This is a genomic window from Streptomyces sp. NPDC031049, from assembly GCF_055571015.1.
The window spans coordinates 723034-737726 of record NZ_JBVIGC010000001.1 but is presented as its reverse complement, the minus strand read 5'-3'; the positions used below and the strand labels follow the sequence as shown (position 1 = coordinate 737726).

Sequence of the window (14693 nt, the reverse complement as noted above, 5' to 3'; positions counted from 1 at the left end):
CACCCTGACGGTCACGGGCCCCGCACCTTCCGAGGTGCGGGGCCCGTTCCCGTTTTCCCGTACGGGCGCGCGGTTCCTGCGTTAGCGTGCGCGCACGGCGACGGGCCGAGGACCACCGGGACGGCGGCAGGGGGGCGTATGGCGGGCACACGGGCCGGCGGGCGCCCGGAGTGGCGCCCGGTGCCGGGGCTCCTCCTCGCGGCCGTGCTGGCGTGCCTGGCGGCCTGCGCTCCCGGCGGGGACGGCTCCGGCGCCCAGGGCCCCGAGGCACGGGCGCTGCGCGCCGCGGAACGCGCCGTCGACCGGGCCGGCTCCGCGAGGGTCGAGACGACGACCGTCATGGGCGACCGGCTCTCCCTGACGGCCACCGGCACCCTCGGCTGGCGCGACGGCCTCACCGGCACCCTGGCCATCACCTACACCGGCGGCACCGCGGCCGACAGCCTGCGCGAGCTGGGCACCACCTCCACGGAGACCCGCTATCTGCCCGACGGCTACTACGCCCGGATGGGCGAGGAGTTCGCCGAGCGGACCGGCGGCCGGCACTGGATCAGATACCGGTACGAGGACCTGGAGAAGCTCGACGGCGACGGCGACGGTGGCGCGAGCGGGGACGAGGGCGCGGGCTCCGGGACCGGGATCGCCGACGGACTGCGCGCCGGGACACCCGACAGGACCCTGCACCTGCTGCTGACCGCCGACGACGTCCGCAGCACCGGCACGGAGACCGTCCGCGGCCGGCGCGCCGTCCACTACACCGGGACGGTCGACGCCCCCGGCATCCGCACGGTGCACCTCTGGCTCGACGACCGGGACCTGCCGGTCAAGGAGGAGCAGCGGGGCCGGTCGGACAGCGGACGGCTGACCCGGACGACGTACTACACCGGCTACGGCGCCCGCGTCACGGCACAGCCGCCGCCCGCCGGCGACACGGCCGACTTCCGGGAGCTGCTGGAGGCCGGGAACGGCGGAGGCTGACCCCCTCAATCCCGGGACCGTACCCGCACATCCCCGCTAGGCTCCCGCCCTGCTGTGTCGTGATCGCCAGCCCGTGGAGATCACGGCCCCGCCCGCCGAGGACACCGTGGACCTGGCGGGGCTGAGGAAGGAGGGCGCCGAGGGCTGACCGCCCTGCGGCCCCGAGGGCCCGGCGCACCGGGGCTCCGTTCGGGCGATTTGCTCGACGGCGCCCCGTTCCCGTACTCTTCCACGGAAGCCAAAGACCGCTGGTCGTTGCCGCGCGTTCGTCCGAGTGCGCGGTGGCCGAAGGATCCGCTGAACGGCGGACGGCCCGCGCAGGTGACAGTGGAAGAGCTCCCGGAGCCCCGGATCGCATGCGCTTGCGTGTGCGTGCGGAACGCCCGGTCGAGCTGAGCCCCGTGCGCCTGCGCCGGGGCGTTTCGTTTTCCCCAGTCCTCCTTCGGGTCCGCGCGGTCCGAATCACCCGGAAGGAGGCCGAGGCTCATGGCGAGGCCTGACAAGGTCGATGCCGTCGTGGAGATGCGGGACAAGTTCCGCAACTCCAACGGCGCAGTCGTTACCGCGTACACCGGTCTCACCGTCGCGCAGCTCCAGCAGCTGCGTCGTTCACTCGGTGAGAACGCTCAGTACCGTGTGGCGAAGAACACGCTGACCAAGATTGCGGCCAACGAGGCCGGGATCACCACGCTCGACGACCTGTTCGCGGGTTCGTCGGCCGTCGCCTTCGTGACCGGTGACCCGGTCGAGGCGGCGAAGGGTCTGCGGGACTTCTCCAAGGACAACCCCAACCTCGTCATCAAGGGCGGTGTCCTTGACGGCAAGGCGCTGTCCGCGGACGACATCAAGAAGCTTGCGGACCTCGAGTCCCGCGAGGTTCTGCTCTCCAAGCTGGCCGGTGCCTTCAAGGCGAAGCAGTCCCAGGCTGCCTCCGTCTTCCAGGCGCTGCCGTCGAAGCTCGTCCGCACCGTGGACGCGCTGCGCGCCAAGCAGGACGAGCAGGGCGGTGCCGAGTAACTCGGCTCGCGCATTGATCCGGGCCGCCTCGAGGCGGTCGGGGTCGCAGCGGGCCACCGTACGCCCGCCAGTCATGTACATCCGGCACCAGCCGAATTAGTGGAAGGATCGCCCATCATGGCGAAGCTCAGCCAGGAAGACCTGCTCGCGCAGTTCGAGGAGATGACCCTCATCGAGCTCTCCGAGTTCGTGAAGGCGTTCGAGGAGAAGTTCGACGTCACCGCCGCTGCGGCCGCCCCGGTCGTCATGGCCGGCGGTGCCGCCGGTGGCGCTGCCGCCGAGGCCGTCGAGGAGAAGGACGAGTTCGACGTCGTCCTCACCGGCGCCGGTGACAAGAAGATCCAGGTCATCAAGGTCGTGCGCGAGCTGACCTCCCTCGGCCTGAAGGAGGCCAAGGACCTGGTCGACGGCACCCCGAAGCCGGTCCTGGAGAAGGTCAACAAGGAGGCCGCCGACAAGGCCAAGGAGGCCCTCGAGGGCGCCGGCGCCTCCGTCGAGGTCAAGTAAGACCTTCCGGTCGGCCACGACCGTCGCCGCGGCGAAAAACAGCCCCCTGGGGCTGTAACGCCTGGGCACCGAGGAGCGATCATCCATCCGGGTGGTCGCTCTTCGGCGTTCCCGGGGGCCGGCCACGGGTTGCCTTGCACGCGTGGGCACGCGGGGTATGGTGATCTTCGTCGTGTCTTCCGGGCGTCCAGGTTCGGGCAAGGGGGGCCTTGACGAACCGCACGCAGCGCGCAATTCTCAGGACGCGTCGTCACATCGATCCGGGTTCCGAGGCATGGATCGTCGACAAAGAGGGCAGTATCAACGTGCGTTGAGGGCAGACATGCCGCAGGCGTTGAGAACAGTGAGGGCTGTGAGGGTCTCTGCAAAGCGGGACTGGACATCAGTGTGCCGTGTGGCTACACTGACCCTTTGCGCTGCCTGTTAGCTGCTCCCTGCCCGTCACCAGGGGCATGCCCTCGCTCGAGCACCGACGACCAGACCGCTCCGACCTGGCTCTTTGGCCAGTTCTCCGCAGTCCGTCCCGGGGCCACCGGTGAGGGGCCGGTACGCGCGTAGTGAGTCCGAGCCCTCGGAAGGACCCCCTCTTGGCCGCCTCGCGCACTGCCTCGACCGCGAATACGAACAACGGCGCCAGCACCGCCCCGCTGCGCATCTCCTTTGCAAAGATCAAGGAGCCCCTCGAGGTTCCGAACCTTCTCGCGCTTCAGACCGAGAGCTTCGACTGGCTGCTCGGCAACGACGCGTGGAAGGCTCGCGTCGAGGAGGCTCTGGACAACGGTCAGGACGTCCCCACCAAGTCCGGGCTCGAGGAGATCTTCGAGGAGATCTCCCCGATCGAGGACTTCTCCGGGTCGATGTCGCTGACCTTCCGCGACCACCGCTTCGAGCCGCCGAAGAACTCGATCGACGAGTGCAAGGAGCGCGACTTCACGTACGCCGCGCCGCTCTTCGTCACGGCCGAGTTCACCAACAACGAGACCGGCGAGATCAAGTCCCAGACGGTCTTCATGGGCGACTTCCCGCTCATGACGAACAAGGGCACCTTCGTCATCAACGGCACCGAGCGTGTCGTGGTGTCGCAGCTGGTCCGTTCCCCCGGTGTCTACTTCGACTCCAGCATCGACAAGACGTCCGACAAGGACATCTTCTCCGCCAAGATCATCCCGTCCCGGGGTGCCTGGCTGGAGATGGAGATCGACAAGCGCGACATGGTCGGCGTCCGCATCGACCGCAAGCGCAAGCAGTCCGTCACCGTCCTCCTGAAGGCGCTCGGCTGGACCACCGAGCAGATCCTCGAGGAGTTCGGCGAGTACGAGTCCATGCGCGCCACCCTGGAGAAGGACCACACCCAGGGCCAGGACGACGCGCTGCTCGACATCTACCGCAAGCTGCGCCCGGGCGAGCCCCCCACGCGCGAGGCCGCGCAGACGCTGCTCGAGAACCTCTACTTCAACCCCAAGCGCTACGACCTCGCCAAGGTCGGCCGCTACAAGGTCAACAAGAAGCTGGGTACGGACACCCCGCTGGACGCGGGCATCCTGACCGTCGAGGACATCATCGCGACGATCAAGTACCTGGTGAAGCTGCACGCCGGCGAGACCGAGACGGTCGGTGACAGCGGTGAGACGGTCGTCGTCGAGACGGACGACATCGACCACTTCGGCAACCGCCGCCTGCGCAGCGTCGGCGAGCTCATCCAGAACCAGGTCCGCACGGGTCTGGCCCGTATGGAGCGCGTCGTCCGCGAGCGCATGACGACCCAGGACGTCGAGGCGATCACGCCGCAGACCCTGATCAACATCCGGCCGGTCGTCGCCTCCATCAAGGAGTTCTTCGGCACCAGCCAGCTGTCCCAGTTCATGGACCAGAACAACCCGCTGTCCGGGCTGACGCACAAGCGTCGTCTGTCCGCGCTCGGCCCGGGTGGTCTCTCCCGTGAGCGGGCCGGCTTCGAGGTCCGTGACGTGCACCCCTCGCACTACGGCCGCATGTGCCCGATCGAGACGCCCGAAGGCCCGAACATCGGTCTGATCGGCTCGCTCGCCACCTACGGCCGGGTCAACGCGTTCGGCTTCGTCGAGACCCCGTACCGCAAGGTGTTCCAGGGCCAGGTCACCGACCAGGTCGACTACCTCACCGCCGACGAGGAGGACCGCTTCGTCATCGCTCAGGCCAACGCGCCGCTGACGGACGACCTCCGCTTCGCCGAGGCCCGCGTGCTGGTCCGCCGCAAGGGCGGCGAGGTCGACTACGTCGGCCCCGAGGACGTGGACTACATGGACGTCTCGCCGCGCCAGATGGTGTCGGTCGCGACCGCGATGATCCCCTTCCTGGAGCACGACGACGCCAACCGCGCCCTCATGGGCGCGAACATGATGCGCCAGGCCGTGCCGCTGATCCAGGCGGAGTCCCCGCTCGTCGGCACCGGCATGGAGTACCGCTCCGCCGTCGACGCCGGCGACGTGGTCAAGGCCGAGAAGGCCGGTGTGGTCCAGGAGGTCTCCGCGGACTACATCACCACCGCCAACGACGACGGCACGTACATCACGTACCGCCTGGCCAAGTTCGCCCGCTCCAACCAGGGCACCTCGGTCAACCAGAAGGTCATCGTCACCGAGGGCGACCGGATCATCGAGGGCCAGGTCCTCGCCGACGGCCCGGCCACCCAGCAGGGCGAGATGGCGCTCGGCAAGAACCTGCTCGTGGCGTTCATGCCGTGGGAGGGTCACAACTACGAGGACGCGATCATCCTGTCGCAGCGCCTCGTGCAGGACGACGTCCTGTCCTCGATCCACATCGAGGAGCACGAGGTCGACGCCCGTGACACCAAGCTCGGCCCCGAGGAGATCACCCGGGACATCCCGAACGTCTCCGAGGAGGTCCTCGCCGACCTCGACGAGCGCGGCATCATCCGCATCGGCGCCGAGGTCATCGCCGGTGACATCCTCGTCGGCAAGGTCACGCCCAAGGGTGAGACCGAGCTGACGCCCGAGGAGCGCCTGCTGCGCGCGATCTTCGGTGAGAAGGCCCGTGAGGTCCGTGACACCTCGCTGAAGGTGCCGCACGGCGAGACCGGCAAGGTCATCGGCGTCCGCGTCTTCGACCGCGAGGAGGGCGACGAGCTGCCGCCGGGCGTGAACCAGCTGGTCCGCGTCTACGTCGCGCAGAAGCGCAAGATCACCGACGGTGACAAGCTCGCCGGCCGCCACGGCAACAAGGGCGTCATCTCCAAGATCCTGCCGATCGAGGACATGCCGTTCCTGGAGGACGGCACCCCGGTCGACATCATCCTCAACCCGCTGGGCGTCCCGTCCCGAATGAACCCGGGACAGGTCCTGGAGATCCACCTCGGCTGGCTCGCCAGCCAGGGCTGGGACGTCTCCGGCCTCGCCGACGAGTGGGCCCAGCGCCTCCAGGCGATCGGCGCCGACCGCGTCGAGCCCCGTACCAACGTGGCGACCCCCGTCTTCGACGGCGCCCGCGAGGACGAGCTCGCCGGTCTGCTGGAGCACACCATCCCCAACCGCGACGGCGACCGCATGGTCCTGCCGTCCGGCAAGGCACGGCTGTTCGACGGCCGCTCGGGCGAGCCGTTCCCGGACCCGATCTCGGTCGGGTACATGTACATCCTCAAGCTGCACCACCTGGTCGACGACAAGCTGCACGCCCGCTCGACCGGCCCGTACTCGATGATCACCCAGCAGCCGCTGGGTGGTAAGGCCCAGTTCGGTGGCCAGCGGTTCGGCGAGATGGAGGTGTGGGCACTCGAGGCGTACGGCGCGGCCTACGCGCTCCAGGAGCTGCTGACCATCAAGTCCGACGACGTCACCGGCCGCGTGAAGGTCTACGAGGCCATCGTCAAGGGCGAGAACATCCCCGAACCCGGCATCCCCGAGTCCTTCAAGGTGCTCATCAAGGAGATGCAGTCTCTCTGCCTGAACGTGGAGGTGCTGTCCAGCGACGGTATGTCCATCGAGATGCGTGACACCGACGAGGACGTCTTCCGCGCTGCGGAGGAGCTCGGCATCGACCTGTCCCGGCGCGAGCCGAGCAGCGTCGAAGAGGTCTGACGGGAGTCCGGTCCGGAGGTTCAGCGATGAAGATCCCTGAGCCTCCGGCCGGCCCCAGGACCCCCGTTTCAGACCCCAAGACTTACGACCCTGAGAGGGATTGACGCATAGTGCTCGACGTCAACTTCTTCGACGAGCTCCGGATCGGCCTGGCCACCGCTGACGACATCCGTCAGTGGAGCCACGGCGAGGTCAAGAAGCCCGAGACCATCAACTACCGCACCCTCAAGCCGGAAAAGGACGGGCTCTTCTGCGAGAAGATCTTCGGTCCCACCCGGGACTGGGAGTGCTACTGCGGCAAGTACAAGCGCGTCCGCTTCAAGGGCATCATCTGCGAGCGCTGCGGCGTCGAGGTCACGCGCGCCAAGGTGCGCCGTGAGCGGATGGGCCACATCGAGCTGGCCGCCCCCGTCACGCACATCTGGTACTTCAAGGGCGTTCCGTCGCGGCTGGGCTACCTGCTCGACCTCGCCCCGAAGGACCTGGAGAAGGTCATCTACTTCGCGGCGTACATGATCACGTACGTCGACGAGGAGCGCCGCACCCGCGACCTGCCCTCGCTGGAGGCCCACGTCTCCGTCGAGCGCCAGCAGATCGAGCAGCGCCGCGACGCCGACCTCGAGGCCCGCGCCAAGAAGCTCGAGACCGACCTGGCCGAGCTGGAGGCCGAGGGCGCCAAGGCCGACGTGCGCCGCAAGGTGCGCGAGGGTGCCGAGCGCGAGATGAAGCAGCTGCGCGACCGTGCGCAGCGCGAGATCGACCGCCTCGACGAGGTGTGGAACCGGTTCAAGAACCTCAAGGTCCAGGATCTCGAGGGCGACGAGCTGCTCTACCGCGAGCTGCGCGACCGCTTCGGCACCTACTTCGACGGCTCGATGGGCGCCGCCGCGCTCCAGAAGCGCCTGGAGTCCTTCGACCTCGACGAGGAGGCCGAGAAGCTCCGCGAGATCATCCGCACCGGCAAGGGCCAGAAGAAGACCCGCGCCCTGAAGCGGCTGAAGGTCGTCTCCGCGTTCCTCCAGACCAGCAACAGCCCCAAGGGCATGGTCCTGGACTGCGTCCCGGTCATCCCGCCGGACCTGCGTCCGATGGTGCAGCTGGACGGTGGCCGCTTCGCGACCTCCGACCTGAACGACCTGTACCGCCGCGTCATCAACCGCAACAACCGCCTGAAGCGGCTTCTCGACCTCGGCGCCCCCGAGATCATCGTGAACAACGAGAAGCGCATGCTCCAGGAGGCCGTCGACGCGCTCTTCGACAACGGCCGTCGTGGTCGCCCGGTCACGGGCCCCGGCAACCGTCCGCTGAAGTCGCTGTCCGACATGCTCAAGGGCAAGCAGGGCCGCTTCCGCCAGAACCTGCTCGGCAAGCGCGTGGACTACTCCGCGCGTTCCGTGATCGTCGTCGGTCCGCAGCTGAAGCTGCACCAGTGCGGTCTGCCCAAGGCGATGGCGCTGGAGCTGTTCAAGCCGTTCGTGATGAAGCGCCTGGTCGACCTGAACCACGCGCAGAACATCAAGAGCGCCAAGCGCATGGTCGAGCGCGGCCGCACTGTCGTGTACGACGTGCTGGAAGAGGTCATCGCGGAGCACCCGGTTCTGCTGAACCGTGCGCCCACGCTGCACCGCCTCGGCATCCAGGCCTTCGAGCCGCAGCTGGTCGAGGGCAAGGCCATCCAGATCCACCCGCTCGTCTGCACCGCGTTCAACGCGGACTTCGACGGTGACCAGATGGCCGTGCACCTGCCGCTGTCCGCGGAGGCGCAGGCCGAGGCCCGCATCCTGATGCTGTCCTCGAACAACATCCTCAAGCCCGCCGACGGCCGTCCGGTGACGATGCCGACCCAGGACATGGTGCTGGGTCTGTACTTCCTCACCACCGACGGCGAGGGCCGGGACCTCAAGGGCGAGGGCCGTTCGTTCGCGTCCGTCGCCGAGGCGATCATGGCGTTCGACGCCGGCGAGCTGTCGCTCCAGGCCAAGATCGACGTGCGCTTCCCGGTCGGCACCATCCCGCCGCGCGGCTGGACCCCGCCGGCCGCCGAGGAGGGCTCCGAGGTCGAGGGTGCTTCCGAGTGGCAGCAGGGTGACCCGTTCACCCTGAAGACCACGCTGGGCCGTGCGCTCTTCAACGAGCTGCTGCCCGAGGACTACCCGTTCGTCGACTTCGAGGTCGGCAAGAAGCAGCTCTCCGAGATCGTCAACGACCTCGCCGAGCGCTACCCGAAGGTCATCGTGGCGGCGACGCTCGACAACCTGAAGGCGGCCGGCTTCTACTGGGCCACTCGCTCCGGCGTCACCGTCGCGATCTCCGACGTCGTCGTCCCCGAGGCGAAGAGGGAGATCGTCCGCGGCTACGAGGCGCAGGACGAGAAGGTCCAGAAGCAGTACGAGCGCGGTCTGATCACCAAGGACGAGCGCACGCAGGAGCTCATCGCGATCTGGACCAAGGCGACCAACGAGGTCGCCGAGGCGATGAACGACAACTTCCCGAAGACCAACCCGATCTTCATGATGGTGAACTCGGGCGCACGAGGCAACATGATGCAGATGCGTCAGATTGCCGGTATGCGCGGTCTGGTGTCGAACGCGAAGAACGAGACGATCCCGCGGCCCATCAAGGCCTCGTTCCGTGAGGGTCTGTCCGTGCTGGAGTACTTCATCTCCACGCACGGTGCCCGTAAGGGTCTGGCGGACACCGCTCTGCGTACCGCCGACTCGGGTTACCTCACCCGTCGTCTGGTCGACGTCTCCCAGGACGTCATCATCCGCGAGGAGGACTGCGGCACCGACCGCGGCCTGCGCCTGCGGATCGCCGAGCGGGCCGCCGACGGCGTGCTGCGCAAGGCGGAGGACGTCGAGACGTCCGTGTACGCGCGCTGCCTCGCCGAGGACATCGTGGTCGACGGCAAGGTGCTGGCCCCGGCCGGCACCGACCTGGGCGACGTCCTCATCGAGGAGCTCGTCAAGCACGGCGTCGAGGAGGTCAAGACCCGCTCGGTCCTGACCTGCGAGTCCGCCGTCGGCACCTGCGCGATGTGCTACGGCCGGTCGCTGGCCACCGGCAAGCTGGTCGACATCGGTGAGGCGGTCGGCATCATCGCCGCCCAGTCCATCGGTGAGCCCGGTACCCAGCTGACGATGCGTACCTTCCACACCGGTGGTGTGGCCGGTGACGACATCACCCAGGGTCTGCCGCGTGTCGTCGAGCTCTTCGAGGCCCGTACCCCGAAGGGTGTCGCCCCGATCTCCGAGGCCTCCGGCCGCGTCCGGATCGAGGAGACCGAGAAGACCAAGAAGATCGTCGTCACCCCGGACGACGGCAGCGACGAGACGGCGTACCCGATCTCCAAGCGCGCCCGTCTCCTGGTCGGCGAGGGCGAGCACGTCGAGGTGGGCCAGAAGCTCACCGTGGGTGCCACCAACCCGCACGACGTGCTGCGCATCCTCGGCCAGCGGGCCGTCCAGGTCCACCTGGTCGGCGAGGTCCAGAAGGTCTACAACTCGCAGGGCGTGTCGATCCACGACAAGCACATCGAGATCATCATCCGGCAGATGCTCCGCCGCGTGACGATCATCGAGTCCGGCGACGCCGAGCTGCTGCCCGGCGAGCTGGTCGAGCGCTCGAAGTTCGAGTCCGAGAACCGTCGTGTGGTCCAGGAGGGCGGTCACCCGGCCTCCGGTCGTCCGCAGCTCATGGGTATCACCAAGGCCTCGCTGGCGACCGAGTCCTGGCTGTCGGCGGCGTCCTTCCAGGAGACGACCAGGGTCCTCACGGACGCGGCGATCAACGCCAAGTCCGACTCCCTGATCGGCCTCAAGGAGAACGTCATCATCGGTAAGCTCATCCCGGCCGGTACGGGTCTGTCCCGCTACCGCAACATCCGGGTCGAGCCGACCGAGGAGGCCAAGGCCGCGATGTACTCGGCCGTCGGCTACGACGACATCGACTACTCGCCGTTCGGCACGGGCTCCGGCCAGGCGGTGCCGCTGGAGGACTACGACTACGGTCCGTACAACCAGTAAGGCGTACGTCCGAACGCACGCACCGAAGGGCGGTCACCCGGCACGGGTGGCCGCCCTTCGGGGTGCGCGGAACCAAATGCCGGGTACGGTGCGTTCGAGCCTTTGAGAAGGGATTCACCGTCCCCCGGGAGGCACTGTGTCGTACCCGACCCCGTGGCAGGGCGGGCCGCTGCACGACCGGCAGCCCGGCCCGCCGTCGATGCTGGCCTCCCACGCCGACCGGGAGAGAGCCGTGGACGTCCTGCGCGCCGGCTACGGCGAGGGGCGGCTGGACCACCCCGAGTTCGAAAAGCGCGTCGCCCGGGCCTACGCCGCCCGGACGGTGGGGGAGCTGGCCCTGCTGGTCGCCGATCTGCCGCAGGGGCCGGTGCCCCATCCGGTGGCGGCGACCGGGCCGGTGCCGGGCACCTTCCTGGCCCGTCCCCAGCGGACCAACGGCAAGGCGGTGGCCTCCATGGTCTGCGGCATCCTCTGCCTGGCCACGGGCGGGCTCACCGGGCTGCCGGCGGTGATCCTCGGGCACATGGCCCAGTCCGAGATCCGCCGCACCGGCGAGGGCGGCGACGGCTTCGCGGTGACGGGCCTGGTGCTCGGCTGGGTGTCCGTGGCCGGCTGGACGCTGGTGATGGTCATGTTCGGCCTGGCGGCCCTGCTGGCGGGCACGGCCTGAGGGCGCCTCGGCGGTGGCGAGAAAGCGCTGTGGACGAACGGGAGAAGTCCGGCGTGTCGGGCCGGGCTCCATTTGTTTTGACCGAAGTCCGTGAGGTAGGTACGCTCAGACCTTGTGCCTGGGGTGTGCCCTGGCCTTCGTGCGTGCCTTCAACCGCACAGGGGTCGGCAGCGGCCACCGTAATCCGTGCCCTTTTCGCTTTGCGGCGAGAGTCTGCCGGATTCGACACACCCGACCGCGTGGGTCGGCGACGTTCCAGGTTAGCTGTACCCATCGGCACACAGAAACCGGAGAAGTAGTGCCTACGATCCAGCAGCTGGTCCGCAAGGGCCGGCAGGACAAGGTCGAAAAGAACAAGACGCCCGCACTCGAGGGTTCCCCTCAGCGTCGCGGCGTCTGCACGCGTGTGTTCACGACCACCCCGAAGAAGCCGAACTCGGCCCTGCGTAAGGTCGCGCGTGTGCGTCTGACCAGCGGGATCGAGGTCACCGCTTACATTCCGGGTGAGGGACACAACCTGCAGGAGCACTCCATCGTGCTCGTGCGCGGCGGCCGTGTGAAGGACCTGCCGGGTGTTCGCTACAAGATCATCCGCGGCTCCCTCGACACCCAGGGTGTCAAGAACCGCAAGCAGGCCCGCAGCCGTTACGGCGCCAAGAAGGAGAAGTAAGAATGCCTCGTAAGGGCCCCGCCCCGAAGCGCCCGGTCATCATCGACCCGGTTTACGGCTCCCCCCTGGTGACCTCCCTGATCAACAAGGTGCTGCTGAACGGCAAGCGCTCGACTGCCGAGCGGATCGTTTACGGCGCCATGGAGGGCCTGCGCGAGAAGACCGGCAACGACCCGGTCATCACCCTCAAGCGCGCTCTCGAGAACATCAAGCCGACCCTCGAGGTCAAGTCCCGCCGTGTCGGTGGTGCCACCTACCAGGTCCCGGTCGAGGTCAAGCCCGGCCGTGCCAACACCCTGGCGCTGCGCTGGCTCGTCGGTTACTCCCGCGCCCGTCGCGAGAAGACCATGACCGAGCGTCTGCTCAACGAGCTCCTCGACGCCAGCAACGGCCTCGGTGCCGCTGTGAAGAAGCGCGAGGACACGCACAAGATGGCCGAGTCCAACAAGGCCTTCGCGCACTACCGCTGGTAGTCGCTACCCACATCGAGACCGAGAGAAGACTGAAGCCTTATGGCTACCACTTCACTTGACCTGGCCAAGGTCCGCAACATCGGGATCATGGCCCACATCGACGCGGGCAAGACGACCACCACCGAGCGGATCCTGTTCTACACCGGTGTGTCGTACAAGATCGGTGAGGTCCACGACGGCGCCGCCACCATGGACTGGATGGAGCAGGAGCAGGAGCGTGGCATCACGATCACCTCTGCTGCCACCACCTGCCACTGGCCGATGGAGAACGTCGACCACACCATCAACATCATCGACACCCCGGGTCACGTCGACTTCACCGTCGAGGTGGAGCGCTCGCTGCGCGTGCTCGACGGTGCCGTGACGGTGTTCGACGGTGTCGCCGGCGTCGAGCCGCAGTCCGAGACGGTGTGGCGTCAGGCCGACCGCTACGGCGTTCCGCGTATCTGCTTCGTCAACAAGCTCGACCGCACCGGTGCCGAGTTCCACCGCTGCGTCGACATGATCAGCGACCGCCTGGGCGCGCAGCCGCTGGTCATGCAGCTGCCGATCGGTGCGGAGGCGGACTTCAAGGGCGTCATCGACCTCGTGACGATGAAGGCCCTGGTCTGGTCGGCCGAGGCCACCAAGGGCGAGATGTACGACACCGTCGACATCCCGGACACCCACGCCGAGGCCGCCGAGGAGTACCGCGGCAAGCTGCTGGAGGCCGTGGCCGAGAACGACGAGGAGCTGATGGAGCTGTACCTGGAGGGCACCGAGCCCTCCGTGGAGCAGCTCTACGCGGCGATCCGTCGTATCACCATCGCGTCCGGCAAGGGCGGCGGCACCACCGTCACCCCCGTCTTCTGCGGCACCGCGTTCAAGAACAAGGGCGTGCAGCCCCTGCTCGACGCGGTCGTGCGTTACCTGCCCTCCCCGCTCGACGTCGAGGCCATCGAGGGCCACGACGTCAAGGACCCGGAGCAGGTCATCGCCCGCAAGCCGTCGGACGAGGAGCCCCTCGCCGCGCTGGCGTTCAAGATCATGAGCGACCCGCACCTCGGCAAGCTGACCTTCGTCCGCGTGTACTCCGGCCGCCTGGAGTCCGGCACCGCCGTGATGAACTCCGTCAAGGGCCGCAAGGAGCGCATCGGCAAGATCTACCGCATGCACGCCAACAAGCGTGAGGAGATCGAGTCGGTCGGCGCCGGCGACATCGTCGCCGTCATGGGTCTGAAGCAGACCACGACCGGCGAGACGCTCTGCGACGAGAAGAACCAGGTGATCCTGGAGTCCATGGACTTCCCGGCGCCGGTCATCGAGGTCGCGATCGAGCCGAAGTCGAAGGGCGACCAGGAGAAGCTGGGCGTCGCGATCCAGCGCCTGGCCGAGGAGGACCCGTCCTTCCAGGTCCACACCAACGAGGAGACCGGCCAGACCGTCATCGGCGGTATGGGTGAGCTTCACCTCGAGGTGCTCGTCGACCGCATGAAGCGCGAGTTCAAGGTCGAGGCCAACGTCGGCAAGCCGCAGGTCGCGTACCGCGAGACGATCCGCAAGTCGGTCGAGAAGGTCGAGTTCACCCACAAGAAGCAGACGGGTGGCACCGGCCAGTTCGCTCGCGTGATCATCGCGATCGAGCCGATCGAGGGCGGCGACGCCTCGTACGAGTTCGTCAACAAGGTCACCGGTGGTCGTATCCCGAAGGAGTACATCCCTTCGGTCGACGCCGGCTGCCAGGAGGCCATGCAGTTCGGCATCCTCGCCGGTTACGAGATGACCGGTGTGCGCGTGACCCTGCTCGACGGTGCCTACCACGAGGTCGACTCCTCCGAGCTCGCGTTCAAGATCGCCGGTTCGCAGGCCTTCAAGGAGGCCGCGCGCAAGGCCAGCCCCGTGCTGCTCGAGCCGATGATGGCCGTCGAGGTCACCACGCCCGAGGACTACATGGGCGACGTCATCGGCGACATCAACTCCCGCCGTGGCCAGATCCAGGCCATGGAGGAGCGGGCGGGTGCCCGCCTCGTGAAGGGCCTCGTGCCCCTGTCGGAGATGTTCGGCTACGTCGGCGACCTCCGCAGCAAGACGTCGGGTCGCGCAAGCTACTCGATGCAGTTCGACTCCTACGCCGAGGTTCCGCGGAACGTCGCCGAGGAGATCATCGCGAAGGCCAAGGGCGAGTAACGGACCTCGCGTCCACGCCGTAGGCTTGACTCCGGAGCCTCGTGGGGCAAACACCCGCAATCGCGGGGGTTTGCCCCGGGCCCCGGGTTTTGACAGCAAAGATCACCTGGCGCC

General features: G+C 67.9%; 9 protein-coding genes. All 9 read left to right on the top strand.

The window, feature by feature from the left end:
* The first annotated feature begins 138 nt into the window (after window positions 1-138).
* The 9 genes from ACZ45Q_RS03270 to fusA all read left to right on the top strand — a co-directional run bounded on the left by ACZ45Q_RS03270 (window position 139) and on the right by fusA (window position 14579).
* The gene (locus ACZ45Q_RS03270; protein ID WP_468254139.1) at window positions 139-978 is read left to right on the top strand and encodes an SCO4651 family lipoprotein; all 840 of its coding nucleotides are present in this window, start codon (window positions 139-141) and stop codon (window positions 976-978) included.
* Window positions 979-1464: 486 nt separating this feature from the next.
* The gene (rplJ, locus tag ACZ45Q_RS03265) at window positions 1465-1995 is read left to right on the top strand and encodes a 50S ribosomal protein L10 (RefSeq protein ID WP_416525499.1); all 531 of its coding nucleotides are present in this window, start codon (window positions 1465-1467) and stop codon (window positions 1993-1995) included.
* A gap of 117 nt (window positions 1996-2112) precedes the next feature.
* On the top strand, window positions 2113-2502 hold the full coding sequence (gene rplL / locus ACZ45Q_RS03260) for a 50S ribosomal protein L7/L12 (RefSeq protein ID WP_468254137.1): 390 nt from the start codon (window positions 2113-2115) through the stop codon (window positions 2500-2502).
* A 587-nt stretch (window positions 2503-3089) separates the two neighbouring features.
* Window positions 3090-6575, top strand: coding sequence for a DNA-directed RNA polymerase subunit beta (gene rpoB / locus ACZ45Q_RS03255; RefSeq protein WP_468254135.1), 3486 nt, complete (start codon window positions 3090-3092; stop codon window positions 6573-6575).
* Between the two features lie 110 nt (window positions 6576-6685).
* The gene (locus ACZ45Q_RS03250; RefSeq protein ID WP_468254132.1) at window positions 6686-10600 is read left to right on the top strand and encodes a DNA-directed RNA polymerase subunit beta'; all 3915 of its coding nucleotides are present in this window, start codon (window positions 6686-6688) and stop codon (window positions 10598-10600) included.
* Between the two features lie 136 nt (window positions 10601-10736).
* Complete coding sequence (locus ACZ45Q_RS03245; RefSeq protein ID WP_468254129.1) at window positions 10737-11270, top strand: DUF1707 and DUF4190 domain-containing protein; 534 nt, start codon at window positions 10737-10739, stop codon at window positions 11268-11270.
* Window positions 11271-11568: 298 nt separating this feature from the next.
* Entirely contained in the window at window positions 11569-11940 is a 372-nt protein-coding gene (rpsL, locus tag ACZ45Q_RS03240; RefSeq protein ID WP_003948652.1) for a 30S ribosomal protein S12, read from the top strand.
* A gap of 2 nt (window positions 11941-11942) precedes the next feature.
* Window positions 11943-12413 carry a 30S ribosomal protein S7 gene (rpsG, locus tag ACZ45Q_RS03235; protein ID WP_003998848.1) on the top strand — a complete coding sequence of 157 codons (471 nt, stop codon included), beginning with the start codon at window positions 11943-11945 and terminating at the stop codon, window positions 12411-12413.
* 39 nt (window positions 12414-12452) lie between these two features.
* Window positions 12453-14579, top strand: coding sequence for an elongation factor G (gene fusA / locus ACZ45Q_RS03230; RefSeq protein ID WP_468254127.1), 2127 nt, complete (start codon window positions 12453-12455; stop codon window positions 14577-14579).
* Window positions 14580-14693 lie beyond the last annotated feature (114 nt).